Source organism: Octadecabacter dasysiphoniae, assembly GCF_021532615.1.
Classification (GTDB): Bacteria; Pseudomonadota; Alphaproteobacteria; order Rhodobacterales; family Rhodobacteraceae; genus Octadecabacter; species Octadecabacter dasysiphoniae.
Genome location: NZ_JAKGAQ010000002.1, coordinates 962,059 through 980,572, shown reverse-complemented (window position 1 = coordinate 980,572; position 18,514 = coordinate 962,059). Strand labels below are relative to the sequence as shown.

Annotated in this window: 23 protein-coding genes; 13 read left to right on the top strand and 10 right to left on the bottom strand. The window is 57.4% G+C overall.

Annotation, left to right across the window (positions count from 1 at the left end):
* Positions 1-22: 22 nt before the first annotated feature.
* Together L0664_RS11810 and L0664_RS11805 are read left to right on the top strand one after the other, a co-directional pair.
* Positions 23-1,207 (top strand): GNAT family N-acetyltransferase, encoded by a 1,185-nt coding sequence (locus L0664_RS11810; RefSeq protein ID WP_235226051.1) that lies wholly within the window; start codon positions 23-25, stop codon positions 1,205-1,207.
* Positions 1,204-1,482: a 4a-hydroxytetrahydrobiopterin dehydratase gene (locus L0664_RS11805; protein ID WP_235226050.1), complete on the top strand. Its 279-nt coding sequence runs from the start codon at positions 1,204-1,206 to the stop codon at positions 1,480-1,482. Before L0664_RS11810 ends, L0664_RS11805 begins: the two co-directional genes overlap by 4 nt.
* Before the next feature lie 17 nt (positions 1,483-1,499).
* Here the strand turns inward: L0664_RS11805 and L0664_RS11800 are convergent, their stop codons facing one another.
* Positions 1,500-1,988 (bottom strand): peroxiredoxin, encoded by a 489-nt coding sequence (locus tag L0664_RS11800; protein ID WP_235226049.1) that lies wholly within the window; start codon positions 1,986-1,988, stop codon positions 1,500-1,502.
* An 83-nt stretch (positions 1,989-2,071) separates the two neighbouring features.
* Between L0664_RS11800 and L0664_RS11795 the strand changes: the two genes are divergently transcribed.
* The 4 genes from L0664_RS11795 to L0664_RS11780 are packed head-to-tail and all read left to right on the top strand — an operon-like array spanning position 2,072 to position 4,673.
* The gene (locus L0664_RS11795; protein ID WP_235226048.1) at positions 2,072-3,280 is read left to right on the top strand and encodes an NAD(P)/FAD-dependent oxidoreductase; all 1,209 of its coding nucleotides are present in this window, start codon (positions 2,072-2,074) and stop codon (positions 3,278-3,280) included.
* Positions 3,277-3,825 carry a 16S rRNA (guanine(966)-N(2))-methyltransferase RsmD gene (gene rsmD, locus L0664_RS11790; protein WP_235226047.1) on the top strand — a complete coding sequence of 183 codons (549 nt, stop codon included), beginning with the start codon at positions 3,277-3,279 and terminating at the stop codon, positions 3,823-3,825. Before L0664_RS11795 ends, rsmD begins: the two co-directional genes overlap by 4 nt.
* Positions 3,822-4,463, top strand: coding sequence for an HAD family hydrolase (locus tag L0664_RS11785; RefSeq protein WP_235226046.1), 642 nt, complete (start codon positions 3,822-3,824; stop codon positions 4,461-4,463). Before rsmD ends, L0664_RS11785 begins: the two co-directional genes overlap by 4 nt.
* Positions 4,464-4,499: 36 nt before the next feature.
* Positions 4,500-4,673 carry a hypothetical protein gene (locus L0664_RS11780; RefSeq protein WP_235226045.1) on the top strand — a complete coding sequence of 58 codons (174 nt, stop codon included), beginning with the start codon at positions 4,500-4,502 and terminating at the stop codon, positions 4,671-4,673.
* On the opposite strand, the gene map is transcribed toward L0664_RS11780, so the two are convergent.
* Together map and sfsA are read right to left on the bottom strand one after the other, a co-directional pair.
* Complete coding sequence (map, locus tag L0664_RS11775; protein ID WP_235226044.1) at positions 4,667-5,476, bottom strand: type I methionyl aminopeptidase; 810 nt, start codon at positions 5,474-5,476, stop codon at positions 4,667-4,669. The genes L0664_RS11780 and map overlap by 7 nt on opposite strands.
* 50 nt (positions 5,477-5,526) lie before the next feature.
* A complete protein-coding gene (gene sfsA / locus L0664_RS11770) occupies positions 5,527-6,246 on the bottom strand; it encodes a DNA/RNA nuclease SfsA (RefSeq protein WP_235226192.1) in 720 nt (239 codons plus the stop codon).
* A gap of 40 nt (positions 6,247-6,286) precedes the next feature.
* Between sfsA and L0664_RS11765 the strand changes: the two genes are divergently transcribed.
* From L0664_RS11765 to L0664_RS11750, 4 genes are read left to right on the top strand one after another with little or no spacing between them, the layout of a single operon-like run.
* On the top strand, positions 6,287-7,009 hold the full coding sequence (locus L0664_RS11765) for a competence/damage-inducible protein A (protein ID WP_235226043.1): 723 nt from the start codon (positions 6,287-6,289) through the stop codon (positions 7,007-7,009).
* Complete coding sequence (locus L0664_RS11760; RefSeq protein WP_235226042.1) at positions 7,006-7,722, top strand: GNAT family N-acetyltransferase; 717 nt, start codon at positions 7,006-7,008, stop codon at positions 7,720-7,722. The genes L0664_RS11765 and L0664_RS11760 overlap by 4 nt, the downstream gene beginning before the upstream one ends.
* A complete protein-coding gene (locus tag L0664_RS11755; RefSeq protein ID WP_235226041.1) occupies positions 7,719-8,285 on the top strand; it encodes a peroxidase-related enzyme in 567 nt (188 codons plus the stop codon). The genes L0664_RS11760 and L0664_RS11755 overlap by 4 nt, the downstream gene beginning before the upstream one ends.
* Positions 8,282-9,205, top strand: a complete 924-nt coding sequence (locus tag L0664_RS11750) for an OmpA family protein (protein WP_235226040.1) — start codon at positions 8,282-8,284, stop codon at positions 9,203-9,205. The genes L0664_RS11755 and L0664_RS11750 overlap by 4 nt, the downstream gene beginning before the upstream one ends.
* A gap of 77 nt (positions 9,206-9,282) precedes the next feature.
* Here the strand turns inward: L0664_RS11750 and L0664_RS11745 are convergent, their stop codons facing one another.
* Positions 9,283-10,188, bottom strand: a complete 906-nt coding sequence (locus tag L0664_RS11745) for a LysR family transcriptional regulator (protein WP_235226039.1) — start codon at positions 10,186-10,188, stop codon at positions 9,283-9,285.
* Positions 10,189-10,428: 240 nt separating this feature from the next.
* On the opposite strand from L0664_RS11745, the gene L0664_RS11740 reads away from it, so the two are divergent.
* Positions 10,429-11,049, top strand: a complete 621-nt coding sequence (locus L0664_RS11740) for a GNAT family N-acetyltransferase (RefSeq protein WP_235226038.1) — start codon at positions 10,429-10,431, stop codon at positions 11,047-11,049.
* Positions 11,050-11,053: 4 nt separating this feature from the next.
* Here the strand turns inward: L0664_RS11740 and L0664_RS11735 are convergent, their stop codons facing one another.
* The 6 genes from L0664_RS11735 to ilvD all read right to left on the bottom strand — a co-directional run bounded on the left by L0664_RS11735 (position 11,054) and on the right by ilvD (position 17,135).
* Complete coding sequence (locus L0664_RS11735; RefSeq protein ID WP_235226037.1) at positions 11,054-11,251, bottom strand: TIGR03643 family protein; 198 nt, start codon at positions 11,249-11,251, stop codon at positions 11,054-11,056.
* Positions 11,248-13,266: an oxidoreductase gene (locus tag L0664_RS11730; protein WP_235226036.1), complete on the bottom strand. Its 2,019-nt coding sequence runs from the start codon at positions 13,264-13,266 to the stop codon at positions 11,248-11,250. The genes L0664_RS11735 and L0664_RS11730 overlap by 4 nt, the downstream gene beginning before the upstream one ends.
* 169 nt (positions 13,267-13,435) lie before the next feature.
* Positions 13,436-13,825 (bottom strand): hypothetical protein, encoded by a 390-nt coding sequence (locus tag L0664_RS11725; RefSeq protein WP_235226035.1) that lies wholly within the window; start codon positions 13,823-13,825, stop codon positions 13,436-13,438.
* A 9-nt stretch (positions 13,826-13,834) separates the two neighbouring features.
* Positions 13,835-14,608, bottom strand: coding sequence for a DUF6478 family protein (locus L0664_RS11720; RefSeq protein WP_235226034.1), 774 nt, complete (start codon positions 14,606-14,608; stop codon positions 13,835-13,837).
* A gap of 96 nt (positions 14,609-14,704) precedes the next feature.
* Positions 14,705-15,307 carry a hypothetical protein gene (locus L0664_RS11715; RefSeq protein WP_235226033.1) on the bottom strand — a complete coding sequence of 201 codons (603 nt, stop codon included), beginning with the start codon at positions 15,305-15,307 and terminating at the stop codon, positions 14,705-14,707.
* A gap of 64 nt (positions 15,308-15,371) precedes the next feature.
* Entirely contained in the window at positions 15,372-17,135 is a 1,764-nt protein-coding gene (gene ilvD / locus L0664_RS11710; protein WP_235226032.1) for a dihydroxy-acid dehydratase, read from the bottom strand.
* A gap of 106 nt (positions 17,136-17,241) precedes the next feature.
* Between ilvD and L0664_RS11705 the strand changes: the two genes are divergently transcribed.
* Positions 17,242-17,613, top strand: a complete 372-nt coding sequence (locus L0664_RS11705; RefSeq protein ID WP_235226031.1) for an ACT domain-containing protein — start codon at positions 17,242-17,244, stop codon at positions 17,611-17,613.
* A complete protein-coding gene (locus tag L0664_RS11700) occupies positions 17,606-18,487 on the top strand; it encodes a CPBP family intramembrane glutamic endopeptidase (RefSeq protein ID WP_235226030.1) in 882 nt (293 codons plus the stop codon). The genes L0664_RS11705 and L0664_RS11700 overlap by 8 nt, the downstream gene beginning before the upstream one ends.
* The last annotated feature ends 27 nt before the right edge of the window (positions 18,488-18,514 follow it).

Sequence of the window (18,514 nt, the reverse complement as noted above, 5' to 3'; positions counted from 1 at the left end):
CGCGCCGCGCCACTTGTTTGTAATGGACGGCAGCACAATCGAAATCACCACACACCTGAACCTTGGCGGGTTTGATCCGGCCGAGTGGGATGCCTGTGCCTGCCCCGAAGCCACCGATGGACGCCCGATTGATCCGTTTACCACACACCGTTTTCTGAAGGCGTTGCAGGACAGCGGCAGTGTCGGGGCTGGTACGGGGTGGGATCCGCATTATCTGGCCGCACGTCAGGATGGGACATTGATCGCAGTGGCCCCTCTTTATGGCAAGAACCACAGCCAGGGCGAATACATGTTCGACCACAATTTCGCCCATGCCTATGAACGATCCGGCGGGCGGTACTACCCCAAACTGCAGATTGCGGTGCCATTTACGCCCGCCACGGGGCGGCGGTTTTTGACCCGCGAAGGGTACGAAGTTCAGGGTATGTCTGCCCTTATCCAAGGCGCTGTTCAGATCGCGTCTGACAATGATCTGTCGTCGCTTCATACGACATTTTGCACCGAGGGCGAGGCGTTGGCGGGGGCCGAAATGGGCCTGCTACACCGCACGTCCCAGCAGTATCACTGGGCCAATGACAGGTATGCGGATTGGGATGCGTTTTTGGCCGCACTTTCATCGCGCAAACGCAAAACGCTGCGCAAGGAACGGCGCGTCGCGCAGGATTTCGGCGGCGATATCATCCAGCTGACGGGCGATCAGATTGAACCGCACCACTGGGATGCGTTTTGGGAATTTTATCAAGACACAGGCGCACGAAAGTGGGGCCAACCGTATCTGACGCGCAAGTTTTTCGACATTGCCCACGAAACCTTGCGCGATGATATGTTGCTGGTCTTTGCCATGAAGGACGGCGTGCCGATTGCAGGGGCGTTGAACTTTATCGGGCGGGACACGCTTTATGGGCGCTATTGGGGCTGCGCGGAAAACCACCCCTGCCTACACTTTGAAATCTGTTATTATCAGGCGATTGATTATGCATTGGCGCATGACATGGCATCCGTCGAGGCGGGCGCGCAAGGTGAACACAAGCTCGCCCGCGGGTATTTGCCCGTGACGACACATTCACTGCATTGGTTCAAAGACGCAGGATTTCGTAGCGCGGTCGCCGATTATCTGGAGGCCGAGCGCAAGGCGGTGGATGAAGAAATTGAGGTCCTGACATCGTACGGACCGTTCAAAAAAGCGAATGTGGAGGAACAGGAATGAGCGAACCTTTGGATCAAGCGGGCCGTGATGCATTGACCGCTTCGGGATGGGACGTTGGTGACGCAACTGCCGACAAAACGTTCCAGTTTAAGAATTTCATTGAAGCGTTCGGCTGGATGACATCAGTCGCGATTACCGCAGAAAAACTGAACCACCATCCCGAATGGTTCAATGTTTACAAAACTGTGAAAGTGACGCTGACGACCCACGACACAGGCGGATTGTCAGATCTTGACCTGAAACTGGCCAAGCGGATGGATGCGCTGGCAGGGTAACCCACCAGCGCGACCAATTACATGTCGTCCAGCAGACCTTCGCCCGCGGAAATTCCGCATTCGCCGGGGCTATCTTCTTGTTTCAGGACTTTGACTTCGCCGTCCATCACCAACATCGCGTAGCGTTTGGATCGCCCGATCAGACCCGCGGGCGGGGCGGAAAACTCCATTCCGATGGCTTTCGTAAACGTGCCTTCTGCGTCGCCCAACATTGCGATCCCAGCCTCGGCGGCGCCGGTCGTTTCACCCCAATTGGCCATGACAAACGGGTCATTGACGGAAATACAGATAATTTCTTCGACGCCGCGTTCTTTGAACGTGTCCTTGGTGCGGATAAAGCTCGGGACGTGGGCGGTTGTGCAGACGCCCGTATAGGCACCAGGGACGGCGAAAATCACGACAGTGCGTCCTTCGGTCAATGTGGACACAGAAACCTGCTCCGGTCCTTCTTCGCCCATTTTCACCAGCATTGCATCGGGAAGTCTGTCACCTACTGAAATTGTCATGTCGCGTCCTTCTTTGGGAATTGCGTTGATCGTTGCCCACAATATAGGGTCTGTTTTGGCAGCAACCAGACAGGATAAGACGAATGAGCCATATTGTGGTGATCGGCGCGGGCCAGGCAGGCGCATCCTTGGTTGGAAAACTTCGATCTGAAGGGTTCGAAGGGGAAATTACGCTGTTGGGTGCGGAAGACGGCCCCCCTTATCAGCGCCCCGCATTGTCCAAGGCCTATTTGCTGGGCGAGATGGAGCGCGAACGTTTGTTTCTGCGCCCGCGTGATTGGTATGATGGCAATGACATCAACCTGCGCACCGGCACCCGCGCCGTGGCTGTTGATGCGACGAACAAAACCGTGACACTTGAGGGCGACGAGGTGCTGGTCTACGACCACCTCGCGTTTACCACGGGGTCACATCCGCGCACGCTGCCCGCCGCGATTGGCGGTGATCTGGACGGCGTTTATACCGTGCGTGATTTGGCCGATGCGGACGCGATGACGCCCGAATTCGTTAAGGGGCGGCGTTTGTTGATTATCGGCGGCGGCTACATCGGGCTTGAGGCGGCAGCGGTGGCGGCCAAACTGGGGCTGCATGTCGTGCTGGTCGAAATGGCTGACCGTATTTTGCAACGGGTGGCCGCGCCCGAAACATCCGACTATTTCCGCGATCTTCACACGGTGCATGGCGTGGATATCCGTGAAGGTGTGGGGCTTGAACGATTGGTCGGCGAAGACCGCGTGCGCGGCGCTGTTTTGTCGGACGGGATGGAGCTTGATGTAGATTTCGTGATTGTCGGGGTCGGGATTTACCCGGCGACTGCGCTGGCCGAAAGTGCGGGGGTGGCCTATGACAATGGCATCCTGACAAACGCGCAGGGGCGCACGTCTGATCCGCACATTTGGGCCGCTGGCGATTGTGCGACACTGGCCTGGAAAGGCGCGCAAATCCGCCTTGAAAGTGTGGGCAACGCCATTGATCAGGCCGAAACTGTGGCGCGCAATATGCTGGGTGCAAATACGGACTACGCACCTAAACCTTGGTTCTGGTCGGACCAATATGATTGCAAATTGCAAATCGCGGGTCTGAACATCGGGTATGATCACGTCGTCACGCGGCGGACCGGCGATGCGCAATCCCATTGGTATTATGACGGCGAAACCCTGCTGGCCGTGGACGCGATGAACGATCCGCGCAGCTATATGATCGGCAAACGCCTGATTGAGGCGGGGAAATCCCCCGCGCCAGATGTCATTGCCAACCCGGACACCGACATGAAGGCGCTGCTGAAAGCATGAGGATCATCGCCGGGCAGCATCGTGGCCTGACCCTTGCCAATGTCGGCGATGGCGACGCCGCAGCACATCTGCGCCCAACACCTGACCGCGTTCGCGAAAGCCTTTTTAATGTGTTGATGGGGCGTGGTCTGCCGCATGGTGCGCGGGTTCTGGATTTGTTTGCAGGAACCGGCGCGCTGGGGCTCGAGGCGCTTTCGCGCGGTGCCACCCATGTCACATTCGTTGAAAACGGGCGCGTCGGGCAGCGCTTGATCACCGAAAACATCGCCAAGGCCAAAAGACAGGCTGACGTCGTTCTGCTGGAAACCGATGCCACACGCCTAACAGGAGCCCCGCATCAAGCCGACCTGATTTTTCTTGATCCGCCTTATGGTCAGGGCCTTGGGCAAAAGGCGATTGCCGCGGCACGCGGCGCGGGTTGGATCGCTGATAAGGCGATCATCGTCTGGGAAGAATCCGCGCCACAACCACCGTTGCCGGGCTTTACGATGCTTGATCAACGCCGCTATGGCACCACCCACATCACAATACTGGAAGCCCCATGATCCCCGATCTTGTTGTTTTTGACTGTGACGGCGTGCTTGTTGATACCGAAGGCCCGACATCCATCATTATCGCAAACAGCTTTACCAAATACGGCGTGCCGATGACCGCCCATGAGGTCGACATTCTGTTTGTCGGGGGCACGATGGAAGGGGTTGAGGCCGAGGGCCGCAAACGCGGGGCCGCCTTTCCTGTCGATTGGCAGGATGAGATTTACTCAGAATTCTTCGCGCGGTTTGATGAGGGCATTGATGTGTTTGACGGCGTTTTCACGCTTTTGGATGCGCTGGACGCCCGTGGCATCCCCCATTTCATCGCCTCAAACGGGCCGATGAAGAAGATGCGCAGTTCTCTGACGCCTTCGGGTCTTTGGGATCGGTTCGGGGACCGTATTTTGAGCCGCGAAAATTATGCGCCTAAGCCTGATCCTGCGATGATCCGCCACGCAATCGGACGGATAGGCGCTGCTGCGGATAAGACTTTTATGATTGATGATTCCGTAACGGGGTGTCGCGCAGGTCTGAATGCGGGCGTGCATACCATCGGATTCGCCACCGAGGGGCAGGACGCCAAGTTGGCGGAAATCGGGGCGACTGTCGCCAATTCAATGGCGGACGTGCAGCGCATCATATTGGACTGATTTGGACGATGCGCTGCCCTGTGGTATCCTGATCGCATGACAACCGTTTGGACAGATGCACCGCGCACGCGCGACACCGCACAAGACGTGCCCCTACCCAAACCGCAACCGTTCAGCGCGCCTGTCCTGATCGGGGATTGCGTCAGCCCTTTGGCGGGCGAAACGGTGCTATCCCTGATCTGGAAACGTCTGGATCGCGGCAATCAATAGGTCGGGTGGAACGTACCGTTTGGCGACAGCGTGAAGATATCCGCACCGTCTGCGGCGATGCCAATCGAATGTTCAAACTGCGCTGATAGGGATTTGTCGCGTGTTACCGCCGTCCAGTCATCCGCGAGGATTTTGGTTTCGGGGCGTCCCAAATTTACCATTGGTTCGATGGTGAAGAACATACCTTCTTCGAGAACTGGGCCCGTTCCTGCACGCCCGTAATGCAAAACATTCGGCGGCGCGTGGAACACCACACCCAACCCGTGGCCACAAAAATCACGCACAACAGACATGCGCTGCGCCTCAACATAGGTTTGGATTGCGTGGCCGATATCACCAAACGTATTGCCCGGTTTCGCGGCCTCAATCCCCAGCATCAGTGCGTCATGTGTGACTTGGATCAAACGGGCTGATTTGATGCTGGGCTTTCCGCCTGCAACATACATCCGGCTTGTGTCGCCGTACCAACCGTCCACAATCACCGTGACATCGATGTTCAAGATATCGCCGGACTTCAACGTCTTATCACCGGGGATGCCGTGGCACACGACGTGGTTCACGGAAATACAGCTGGCGTGTTTGTAGCCTTTGTAGCCAATCGTGGCAGACACGGCGCCCGCTTCGTTCACCCAATCTGTGATCATCTGGTCAAGCACGCCAGTTGTCTGGCCGGGTGTCACGTATTCTGCGATGCGGTCCAGAATTTCGGCGGCAAGACGGCCCGCCTTGCGCATGCCTTCGAAATCACTGGCCTCATACAGCCGGATTCCTTCTTTTGTCAGCACTGCTTTTGATCTGTCCACGTCGCTTTTCCTTCTCGCTTGCCCTTCAGATAGGACACTCGGGCGCGATTCTAAACCCCACTGGCGCCTTCGGGGCGATTAAATGGCAGGCGCACCGCCATTGTGATGCCATCTGGCGAAATTTCGCAGTCAAAACACATGACCTCAACGCCCGCGTCCATCGCCGCCGTGAACGCCGCCGCATAGGTCGGGTCCAGATCCGCCGCGACTGAGACATGGGTGCAATCTGTGCGCTGCACAAGAAACAACAGAACTGCGCGGTGGCCTTGCTGAACCATCGCTGCCAGATCACCAAGATGTTTGGCACCCCGCGCAGTAACACTATCAGGAAATTCGGCGTGGCCCGCATCGCGCATCAGGGTCACGCTTTTGACTTCAAGGTAGCAGTCGGGGCGATCCGAAGCCGACAGCAGGAAATCAACGCGGCTTTTCTCTCGGTACTTCACTTCGGGGCGGATGGTGTCGTAACCGTCCAGCCCCTCGATGCCCTTGGCTAACGCTTCGGCGACCACACCATTCGCCGCACCCGTATCGATGCCGACAAAGGCACCGCCCGTTTCGGCCAGCCGCCACCCCCAATCGAGCTTTTTCTTGGGGTCATCGTTGCCTTCTAGCCAAACGCGCATGCCTGCGTCTTTCAATCCCATCATTGATCCGGGGTTTGGACAGTGCGCCTTTACGATTGTCTCGTCGTCCAATTCGACGTCCGACAAAAACCGCATGTAGCGGCGGATCAGGCGGCCCGAAACAAGAGGAGTGGCAAAGCGCATATCGGCCAATTATACCATTGGGAAACAGACAGGAAGCCACATGCCAAACCCGACCGCCGCGATGCTTGTTATCGGAGACGAAATTTTATCAGGCCGCACCCGCGACGCCAACATGCACCACCTTGCAGGGCAGCTGACCGAACATGGCATCGATCTGAAAGAGGTCCGCGTTGTGAGCGATGACGCAGACGCAATCGTCGCTGCGGTAAAGGCCCTTTCGGCGGCGTTTGACACTGTATTTACGTCCGGCGGGATTGGCCCGACCCATGATGATATCACCGCAGATTGCATCGCCGCCGCGTTTGATGACCATATCGATGTGCGCGCAGATGCCCGCGCGTTGCTGCAAGCCCATTATGACCGCAACGGACAAGAGCTGAACGAGGCCCGCCTGCGCATGGCCCGCATCCCCGACACCGCGACGTTGATCGAAAATCCCGTCAGCATCGCACCGGGGTTTACTGTACAAAATGTCCATGTGATGGCGGGTGTCCCGCGCGTGTTTGAGGCAATGGTCGCAAGTGTGCTGCCAACCCTGACAGGTGGCGCGCCGCTGCTGTCTGAAACCCTGCGTATTGATCGTGGTGAAGGTGACATCGCCGGGCCGCTCGGCGTCTTGGCAACTGATTTTGATGATCTATCGATCGGGTCTTATCCGTTCCAGAAAGACGGAAAGTATGGCGCGAATATCGTGATCCGAGGACAAGACGCGGCCCGCATTGACGCCGCGATGACACGGCTCAAGGCTGAATTTTCCGCATGACACCTGAAAGCCTCACCGCGCTAATTGATGCCACGTGGCCGGCACGGGCGATTGACGTGACGGACGGGTGGACGATCCGGACGGGGGCGGGTGGCGGAAGCCGGGTGAGTTGCGCGTCTCGTATAACACAAGATGCGAAAATCGAAGATGCAGAAGCGGCCATGCGCACCGTAAACCAAACGCCGCTGTTCATGGTGCGGCATGGCGAGGATATGCTGGATCGTGACCTGCAGGATCGTGGGTATCACATCAAAGATCCGGTGACATTTTACACATGCCCGACAAGCAGCCTTGCGACGCAGCGCCCACCCGCAGCCACCTGTTTTGAGGTCTGGCCCCCGCTGGCCACCCAAGTAGAAATCTGGGCGGCGGGCGGAATAGACGCTGCGCGCTTGGCTATCATGGACCGCGCGGTGGGCCCAAAGACGACTGTGCTTGGCCGCCTTCATGATACACCCGCGGGCACAGCTTTTGCCGCTATTCACGATGGAACGGCCATGTTGCACGCCATCGAAACGGCGGCCGCGTTTCGCCGCCAAGGGATTGGACGCCACATGATCCGCGCGCTGGCATTCTGGGCACAAGTCCGTGGCGCAGACACAGTCACATTGCTGGTGACCAAGGCCAATGTGGGTGCCAATGCTCTCTATACTTCCATGGGCTTCTCGGCTGTGGGAGGATACCAATACCGCATCCATCCGGAGGCCACATGACCAAAACACCCACCGCCCTTGACCTACCGCCAATCGATCCACTGCCCGATCATATCGCTAAGTATTTTGGCGTGTGCGAAGACAAGCTGGGGTATGTGCCCAACGTCCTGCGCGCCTACGCGTTCGATGAGGCAAAGTTTGACGCGTTTTCCGCGATGTACAACGATCTGATGCTGGCTGAGTCAGGTCTCAGCAAATTGGAGCGCGAGATGATCGCGGTTGTCGTGTCGTCAATCAACAAATGCTTCTATTGCCTGACGGCCCATGGCCAAGCCGTGCGCGCGTTGTCGGGGGATCCGAAGCTGGGCGAAATGCTGGTGATGAACTGGCGTGTCGCCGATCTGGATGATCGCCAGACAGCGATGCTGACGTTTGTAGAAAAAACAACCAAAGCCAGTGCAGAAGTGACGCAAGGCGACCGTGACGCGTTGCGTGATGTAGGGTTCAGCGATCGCGATATTTGGGACATCGCGTCAGTCACAGGGTTTTTTAACATGACGAACCGAATGGCATCGGCCACGGATATGCGCCCCAATGATGACTACCACGCGCAAAACAGATGATCCGCAGTCTCGCCCTTATTTTGTTGCCACTTCAGGCCGCAGCGGTGACGCTCGACATGCCGAGCAACGCGACCCTGACAGCCGAAGACTTGTCGACGCCCACAAGTTACGACATGCCTGTCGGTGCTTGGTCCGCTGGGGGCATGCCGATCTTGACGGTGGCGGGCGATGTGCAAATGCAGGCATGGCGGATCGACGCGCCGGGGGTGACGACGCTGCAACTGCTGCAACCGCTTCAGGACCAACTGACGAACGCGGGATTCGAGGTATTGTTCACCTGCACGGATGATGCGTGCGGCGGGTTCGATTTCCGGTTCGCGACGCCGATTTTGCCTGCCCCGGCGATACACGTTGATCTTGGTGATTATCGCTTTGTCGCGGCGCAACGTGTGGGCGACGATGGCCCCGAACTGGTCAGTTTGTTTGCCAGCAGATCGTCCGCTGCAGGGTTTGTTCAGGTGACGCGCGCGGGTGTGGCTGACAGTGGGCCAATCGCAGCCGCGGATGCGCCAGCGGTTCGCGCTGTGTCCGCAGCCGTCACAGGGGACCTTGCCCAGGAACTAGAGGCGCGGGGGCGATTTGTGATGTCGGATCTGGCCTTTCAAACAGGGTCGGCCCAGCTTGGCGATGCGACGTTTGGATCGCTTCAGGACCTCGCGGATTATCTGATCGCGAATCCTGCACGCACCGTGGCGTTGGTCGGGCATACAGATTCAGTCGGATCGCTTGACGGAAACATCGCGCTATCAAAACGGCGCGCGGGGTCCGTTCTGGAACGGCTGGTGTCCAATTACGGTATCCCCCGCCGCCAACTTGAGGCAGAGGGCATGGGGTATTTGGCGCCCGTAGATTCAAACCTCACCGAAGAGGGCCGCACAGCAAACCGCCGCGTCGAAGTGATCGTCACATCAACGGAATAACAAAAAAACGCAGCCCCCGAGCGAACGGTAGGCTGCGTTTAAGTTCGGGCGTTGCACCCATGGGGAACTGTGTCGGGTTACCAGGCGTCTGGGCCCTTTTCGGCAAATGAATGCACGAGGAAATCGATAAAGGCGCGGACCTTTGGCTGTGTAAAGCGGCCCGGAGGGTACACCGCATAGATGCCTTGGGTTTCGACCGGAAGATCAGGGATCGCTTCTTCGACGAGACCCTTTTCCATCGCATCCGCATAAAGGAACGACGGGAGGTAAGCGATGCCAAGGCCAGAGATCGCGGCGTTCAACAAGGACTGACCATCATTGACCGTCAACCAGCCAGCTGTGCGCACTTGGCGTTTTTCACCGGATGGCGCTGTCAGTTTCCAGACGGCAGAGTTTGCCTGATTGGAATAATGCAGCAGTTTATGATCATTCAGATCGTCAATTTTCTGCGGGCGACCGTATTGTTCAAAGTAACCGGGAGCGGCAACCATGCGGCGGGATGTGTCCGTCAGTTTGCGGGCCCGCAATGTGCTGTCTTCCAGCTCACCAATGCGGATCGCCATATCGAAACCTTCGGAAATCAGCTCAACGTAGCGGTTGTTAAGGACCATGTTGACCGTGATATCAGGGAATTCACCCAGAAAATCGCCCAAGACAGGGGACAGGTGGTTCACACCGAAATCCGTTGCCACGCTAATGCGCAATAGGCCTGATGGCGCGCTTTGCATGGACGTCACCAAGGCGTCGGCTTCGCCTGCATCATTCAGAACGCGGCGGGCGCGGTCATAATAGGCAAGGCCAATTTCAGTCGGGCTGACACGACGCGTTGTGCGGTTCAGCAGACGCGCACCAAGGCGGGCCTCAAGCGATGACACGTGCTTTGAAACTGCGGATTTGCTAATCCCCATTTTCTTGGCAGCGTCCGTAAATCCACCTTGATCCACGACCGTGGCGAAGGCTTCCATTTCCGTAAGGCGATCCATACTGATCCTCGGTTTGCAACTTTGTTCGAGGATCAGGTATCGGAGTCAAAAGGGGCAGCACTGGGGCACGGGCCTGACAATTGCGGGGTAATGGCAGGACTGTTGCGGGGCAGGAAACACGGAAACACTGGGTTTCTAGGGTTCAACGTTGCACTAATGTAGGGGCAAACCAAACGCACACCCGCAACAGAGAACCAGATGACACAGCACGGAACACCGATATCGCAAACCGCGTGGCCAATGCCCAAGCGTGCCGTCATGCAAGGGCAATCCGCGGTGTTAGAACCGTTGGGCCTGCACCACTGCGATGCACTTTGGGAACAGGCGTCTGCGCATCCAGACAGTTTCAATTATTTACGCTACGGACCCTTTGCGAACAAAAATGCGCTGCACGATGTGGTATCCGATCTATCTTCGCGCGCCGATCAACCGTTCTGGGCCGTGCGCCTAGAGTCTGGCCCGACCCTTGGATGGCTGTCCATCTGCGATATTGATACGGCAAACGGCAGTATCGAAATTGGTAGCATCTGGTTTTCGCCCACCCTTCAAGGCACCCGCGCCGCCCGAGAAGCGATTTTTATGGCGATGTGTCACTGTATGGACGATCTTGGGTATGAACGCCTTGTCTGGCGGTGTCAGGCCGAAAACGCGAAATCCATGCGTGCCGCACAGAACCTCGGTTTCCGGCACGAGGGAACATGGCGCAACGCAGCTGTGGTTAAGGGTTGGCAGCGGGGTGTGGCCTGGTTTTCGATTCTCAAATCGGAATGGCCCGGACGTCGGACGGCACTTTCCGAATGGCTTAGGGCTGAAAACTTTGACGACGCGGGGCAACAACGCAGCGCCCTAAGGCACGATTAACGCGTCACTTATAAGTTGCGCGCCGCGTTCCAAAATCATGCACCCTTTTACGCCATGCGCGATAACTTCCGGGTTTCAGGCTGTCGCGCATCAGTTTCACGACCTCTTTTTCGCCAAGCCCGTATTCCGCCTTGATGGTGGTAAATGGCACATGATCGCTCAGCGCCATTTCGATAACGGCGCTTTTGTCCGCCTCGTTCATAGGGATGCGACCAAACGCGTGCCCTGGTCAATCGCGCGCTTTGCATCAAGTTCAGCGGCCACATCTGCGCCCCCGATCACATGGCAAGCGATGCCTTCAGCCTCAAGAGTATCGGCCAGCGACCGCTCAGGCACTTGCCCTGCACATAAGACAATTGTGTCAACAGCGATCAGCGTGGGGCGTTCACGTGCTTCACCAAAGCTGACGTGCAGGCCATCGGCGTCGATACGTTCATAATTCACACCGCCGATCATCTCGACCTCTTTCATCTTCAAGGCAGCACGGTGAATCCATCCGGTTGTTTTGCCCAAACCCTTGCCCAGCTTTTGCGCCTTACGTTGAAGCAGGGTCACGTGACGCACGGCGGCATCGGGCTTTGCACCGTCTGCCCGCAGACCGCCACGGGTCTCAGCCGGATCACCGACGCCCCATTCCTCAAGCCATTCATCAAGATTCTCTGTCGGGCTGTCATCAGTCACCAAAAATTCTGCGACGTCAAATCCGATACCGCCCGCACCAATGATCGCCACCCGCTTTCCGACCTCTGCTTTGCCGCGCAAAACGTCAATATAGCTCAGGACATTGGGGCCGTCTTGGCCTTCGATCCGCGGATCGCGCGGGGCAACACCTGTCGCAATGATAACTTCATCAAAATCGCGCAGATCATCCGCTGACGCGTCCTGCCCTAACTTCAACGTAATGCCGGCCTGCGCCACCGCAGCGCGGTAGTAATCCACGAGGCCCCAAAACTCCTCTTTGCCGGGAACCTGTTTGGCCATGTTCAGCTGCCCGCCAATTTCATCAGCGCGGTCAAACACCGTCACGGCCATGCCGCGTTCTGCGGCCGCCAATGCCGATGCCAACCCGGCCGGGCCCGCCCCCACGACGCCGACAGACTTGGACGATGGTGACAACACCAACTCAGTTTCATGGGCGGCTTTGGGGTTCACCAGACAGGATGCGATTTTCATGGAAAACGTGTGATCTAAACAGGCCTGATTACACGCAATGCACGGCGCAATAAGGTCTGCCTGACCCGCCGCCGCTTTGGTCACAAAATGTGGATCTGCAAGGAAAGGGCGCGCCATGCTGACCATGTCCGCACAACCATCAGACAGCACATCTTCACCGACCTGCGGGGTGTTGATCCGGTTGGACGTGATGATCGGAATATTGACTTCGCCCATCAACTTTTTGGTCACCCACGTAAACGCACGGCGCGGCACGGATGTCGCGATGGTCGGAATACGCGCTTCGTGCCAGCCAATTCCGGTATTGAGGATGGTGGCCCCCGCTGCCTCGATCGCTTTGGCGAGCATCACGACTTCATCCCATGTCGATCCGTTCGGGATAAGGTCAATCATGCTGAGGCGGTAGATCACGATGAAGTCGTCACCAACGGCAGCGCGCACACGGCGCACGACCTCAACCGGCAGGCGCATACGGTTTTCGTAGTTTCCGCCCCACCTGTCTTCGCGCTTATTCGTATGCGTCACAAGGAACTGGTTCAAGAAATACCCCTCAGACCCCATCACCTCGACCCCGTCATATCCAGCCTCTTTGGCGCGGGACGCGGCTGTCACCATATCGCTGATCTGCTTTTCGATCCCGTCCTCGTCCAGTTCCTTGGGCGGAAACGGCGAAATTGGCGATTTCACTGCAGAGGGCGCGACACAAGCCTTCGAATAGGCATAACGCCCGGCATGCAAAATCTGCATCGCGATTTTACCACCTGCATCATGGACGCGATCCGTCACGATCTTATGGTTGGCAATGTCGGCATCTGAAAACAATCCAGCCGCACCGGGGAACACACCACCTTCGGCATTAGGTGCCATGCCACCTGTCACCATAAGCGCGACACCACCCCGCGCGCGTTCTGCGTAAAATTCTGCGACACGGTTCCAATCGCGCGTTTCTTCCAAACCGGTATGCATGGATCCCATGAGAACGCGGTTTTTCAACGTCGTGAAACCCAGATCAAGCGGTGCCAAAAGATTTGGATAGTCGGCCATGTGAACCCTCATAAATATTTTAGTTAGCATGGTCGCGCTTTACGCCCACGTCACCCCAAACGCCGCGTCACCCCGTCTTTGCTTCTTAAATATTCCGGGGGAGTCGCGCAGCGACGGGGGCTGGCCCCCGCTTTGTCGGATTGGCGCAGCCAATTCGAAACCATGTCTGTCAATCGCCGTCAGCCGTTTCAACGCAGTGGCGCCGGAACGCCTTTTTCAGCATATCCAGCTCGGCACGCAGCAATGTCATCTCTGCGCGAATATCTTCCGCCAAAGCATCCCCTGCAACGATGGAAAAACTGCCCAATACGGCGTCTTCTTTGCGATCGCGGATCACAAATGTCTGAACGCCATCCGCAATCCGGTCCACCGGAATTGGCACTGAAATGCGCCAATGTTCTTCGACGCGATCTTCTTCAATCGTTACACCATCCACCGCATAATCAAGGTGTGTCACCTCAATTGTCGGTTGCCAGTCGCTGTTTCCACGATGCTTAATCGCCCCGTGCCACACGCCCTCGACCATCCGCAGTTTTGTCATTTCAATCATATCGGACATCCGGGGCCTCTAAAGCTCTGCGCGTGGGTTACGTGACAATGTGACGTCACGCAGTGTCACTTGGTTCATCTCAGGCCCCTCAAAGATCAGATCGATCCACATCGCTTCCACCCGCTTTTCGTTCAGCTTGGTATAGGCGAGGTCAAACTCCACCATGATCTTGTCGTCAGATAGCGGCAGTTCACGCACAATCTGTTCGGTGTTCGGGCCATGGCGCACGTTCAAGCGTGCAAAAATCTCGAGCGGTTTTTCGACCTCGACGATGGCTTCCATCCGCACAAGGTGGCGGCGCATCAACCCGTCGCAGGCCGACTGTGGCATGTTCAGAACGAGCGACAGAAACGATCCATCAAAGCGGAACACATCCATGCGCAACCCGAAGGGTGCCAAATCTGCCTCGCGCGTGTTGCGCAGCTGGCGCAAAGTCAGCTCCGAAATCTGGCAATCGTGAAAGATCGTGACCTCATCGCCGAGCATTGTTTTGCTCTCAACCGCGCTTAGCCCTTTGAACGGCAACGCACCGCGCCACAGTTGCGGGCGCCATGACCAATCTGTTCCGGCGGGTTTCGGGAACGACATTGATCCGATGCGCGGAAGCGCGAGGCGGCTGTCAGCCTGATGGGTCAATTCATCAAGTTTATGGCGAAGAATACGTGCTTCGTTGCGTTGGCCACGCAGCAAAGACAAATCGGTTGTTCCCGCAGACATCGCCGCACGAGACCAAAATGCCCGCGCCCGCCGCAAGAGCACCTTTTCCAAAAGACCTGATCTATGCTGTCCCATGACGTTCCGAGAGATTCCTTTTCAGGCACCATACCTGCCAAATTGTTTCGGGAAAGGAAACAATTAGCAGGATTTTCCCCAGCGTTTCTATCAAATTTATTCGGCTTCGGCCTCGGGTGCGTTCACTTCGGCCAATTCGGCCATCGCGACCACCAGCAAACGCTCACCTTCGCTGCGGCTTAAGGCGTCGCGCTCAAAGCTCAGCACTGAAATCGTGACCAGCCGTCCGCGCACGTCCAGAAACCCGCGCCATTGGGGGCCGCCCGTTCCGGCGAACGGCACATCAGCGGTATCCTCAAACCGTGCCAGCACGCCTGCCCGATCGGTGATCGTCGCGACCTCGGACATGTTGGCAAGATCACCATCAGAGGACAAAAGCGCACGCCCTGCATCGCTTTGAAGGAACGCGGCAAAGGCGTCTTCGTTGCCCACGACGCTTGCCGTATCTACGGCGCCAAACTGGATCATAATCAAACCATCAAGGTTTGGCATAACCGCCGCATCATCTGACAGCAATGCGCATCCCGCCATGACAGCAAAGCCGCGGCGCGCATTGCTGGCACCTTGATCGATGCAGTACCCTTCAGGACCGCGCGCCCGCACGTCCCCACCCAGCAGTGATAACGTGCGGATACCTTCACCGGTCGCGTTGCTTGGCGCACCAATGCTCGCCAAGCCATCGGCAATACCGTCAGACACTTGTGAACAACCGACCAAGCCAGCGCAAACAAGCGCCAAGACACACCCTTTCACCCACATGGAATTAAAGATCCATGTAGATGTGGCGTTCGTCTTTGGCACCTGGATGCGTGACAGCGCCGTCTTTGGCACCACCAACAAGTTGGGCGTATTTCCACAATGCGCCAGAGGCGTAGATCGTTTCTTTTGCGCCTTTCCAGTCCGCGCGGCGGGCCGCCATGTCTTCGTCTGACACATCAACTGACAATTCGCCCGTGACCGCGTTCATTGTGATCATGTCACCGTCTTTCAGCAAACCGATTGGGCCACCATGCGCGGCCTCTGGTCCGACGTGTCCAACGCAGAAACCGCGTGTCGCACCGGAAAAACGGCCATCCGTGATCAGCGCGACCTTTTTGCCCATACCTTGGCCAGATAATGCAGCTGTTGTCGCCAACATTTCGCGCATACCCGGACCACCAGCAGGGCCTTCGTTCCGGATCACAAGCACTTCGCCTTCTTTGTAGTTGCGGGCTTTGACGGCGGCAAAAGCGTCTTCTTCGGATTCAAAGCAACGGGCCGGACCAATGAACGATTGTTCCTGCGTCGCCATGCCGGCGACTTTTACGATTGCGCCTTCCGGGGCAAGGTTGCCTTTCAGGCCGACAACACCGCCTGTCGGTGTCAGTGGTGCATCAATTGGATAGATCACGCGACCATCTGCGTCACCTTCGATACGGTCGATTTCCTCACCGATGGAATACCCGGTCGCTGTCATGCAGTCTTCGTGGATCAATTTGGCCTTGCGCAATTCTTTCATCACCATCATCACGCCGCCCGCCTCATACAGGTCTTTGGCAACGTATTGCCCGCCTGGCTTAAGGTCGACGAAATAGGGCGTGTCGCGGAAAATTTCGCAGACATCTTCAAGGGTGAATTTGATACCGGCCTCATGCGCAATCGCGGGCAGGTGCAGACCGGCGTTGGTCGACCCGCCTGTACAGGCCACAACGCGCGCCGCATTTTGCAAGGATTCCAGCGTCACGACATCGCGCGCGCGGATGTTCTTGGCAAGAAGGTTCATCACCGCCTCACCCGACGCCACAGAATACTGATCGCGCGATTCATATGGCGCGGGCGCACCGGAGGATTGCGGCAACGCGAGGCCAATGGCCTCGGATACGCAAGCCATCGTGTTGGCTGTGAACTGACCGCCACAGGCACCTGCCGACGGGCAGGCCACGCGTTCAAGAACTTCGAGCGCACTGTCAGACAAATCACCCGCTTGGTGGCGGCCCACGGCCTCAAACATGTCTTGTACGGTCAAATCACGGTTCGCGTATTCGCTCGGCACATCGGCGCCAGCAGGTGCGCGACCCGGAAGGATCGAGCCACCGTAGATGAACACAGATGGCGTGTTCAAACGCACCATTGCCATCATCATACCTGGCAAGGATTTGTCACAGCCCGCAAGGCCGACAATCGCGTCATAGCAGTGGCCGCGCATCGTCAGTTCAACGGTGTCGGCAATCGCTTCGCGTGACGCCAGCGAAGATCGCATACCTTCATGGCCCATCGCGATGCCGTCGGTGACAGTGATGGTCGTGAATTCACGCGGTGTGCCTTCGGCGCTTTTGACGCCCAGCTTAACGGCCTGCGCCTGACGGTTCAGCGAGATGTTGCAAGGCGCCGCTTCGTTCCAGCAGGTCGCAACACCAACCAGTGGTTGATAAATCTCGTCTTCGGTCATGCCCATCGCATAATAATAGGAACGGTGCGGCGCGCGGGCCGGGCCGACGGTTACGTGGCGGCTTGGCAGGTTGGTCTTGTCCATACGGGCTTTGGTCATGGCGATATCCTCCGAAAATCTGTTGGAAACGGTCTAAATTGCGCTGCGGCGGTCTACAAGGTGCAAGTGGGTTGGAACTTGCGCGATCTGGCGGCACTGTGGCGCAATGAAACTGTCTTTCACGCCCTTGATAGGTGAATACGCAATTACCCGACTGCCCGCCGCCACCGCGACACCCGATTGGGTCGACGGTGAGGGGCTGGTCAGCATGACCCGCGCGCAAGACGAGCTTTCGATTGTGTGCCGTGCGGATCGCGCGCCGGATACAGCAGATCGCGGATGGAGCGCCTTGCGCGTTGATATGCTGGCGGCACTGGATGAACCGGGGGTGGTTTTGGCCGCTGTCACGCCAATTTCAACCGCTGGATTGGGCGTGTTCGTAATATCCACCCACTTGCGCGACTATCTACTGGTGCGTACGGCCGAATTGGAACGGGTCCACGCAGCCCTCACGGCGGCAGGCCATACAATTGATTGATCGCTATCGCGCCATGCGCACGCGGGCTGCGCCTTACACCAACACCGCCAATTGGGCCTACGCGGGAATTGTGCTGGCTGCCTTGTGGTTTGGTTTCACGATCATTTTCAGTGCGATTTATGTTGTCTGGGCGCAATCATCTTGGGTTGCGGATAACCCGCTACTTGAAGATGCATTTTTCCTTGGCTCAACCCCGTCAGCGGTGCGCTGGACCCTCGCGACGTTCGCCATTTACACCGCAATTTTGCTTTTGATGATGCGTGTATTTCACCGCCTTGGGCTGCGCACGTTGATCGGACACGCGCCAACAGCGTGCCGGGAATTCATCAGGGTTTCCATCTACCTGTCGCCCCTTTACGGGTTTCTTACTCTGCCGTCGGTGTTCCTGCCAGAGGCCGAACGCCAGTATGACATTACAACATGGCTGTCGTTGCTTCCCATGATGTTACCGTTGCTGTTCGTGCAAATCAGTGCCGAAGAATTCGTCTTTCGTGGATATCTGCAAAGCCATTTCGCCGCGCTGACATCCAACCCGATCATCTGGATGGGCATCCCGTCATTCCTGTTCGGACTAATTCATTTTGACCCGACCAGCCCCGCCTATTCAGCCTGGACCTACGTGATTTGGGCCACGTGCCTTGGACTTGTTTGCGCCGACCTGACAGCGCGGTCCGGCACACTTGGCCCGGCGCTGGCGGTGCATTTCATCAATAACATCGGCGCAATGTTCATATTGGCGGCGGACGATTGGCTCTATGGTGCGGCGCTGTACGTTTGGCCAACGTACGGTGAACCATGGGTGCCGTGGATTCCGTTCGAGGCACTGTTCTTGTTTTCTGTCTGGCTTGCCGCGCGTTTGGCATTGCGGCGTTGATTGCATTTCGCCCGCGCGCAGCTTATC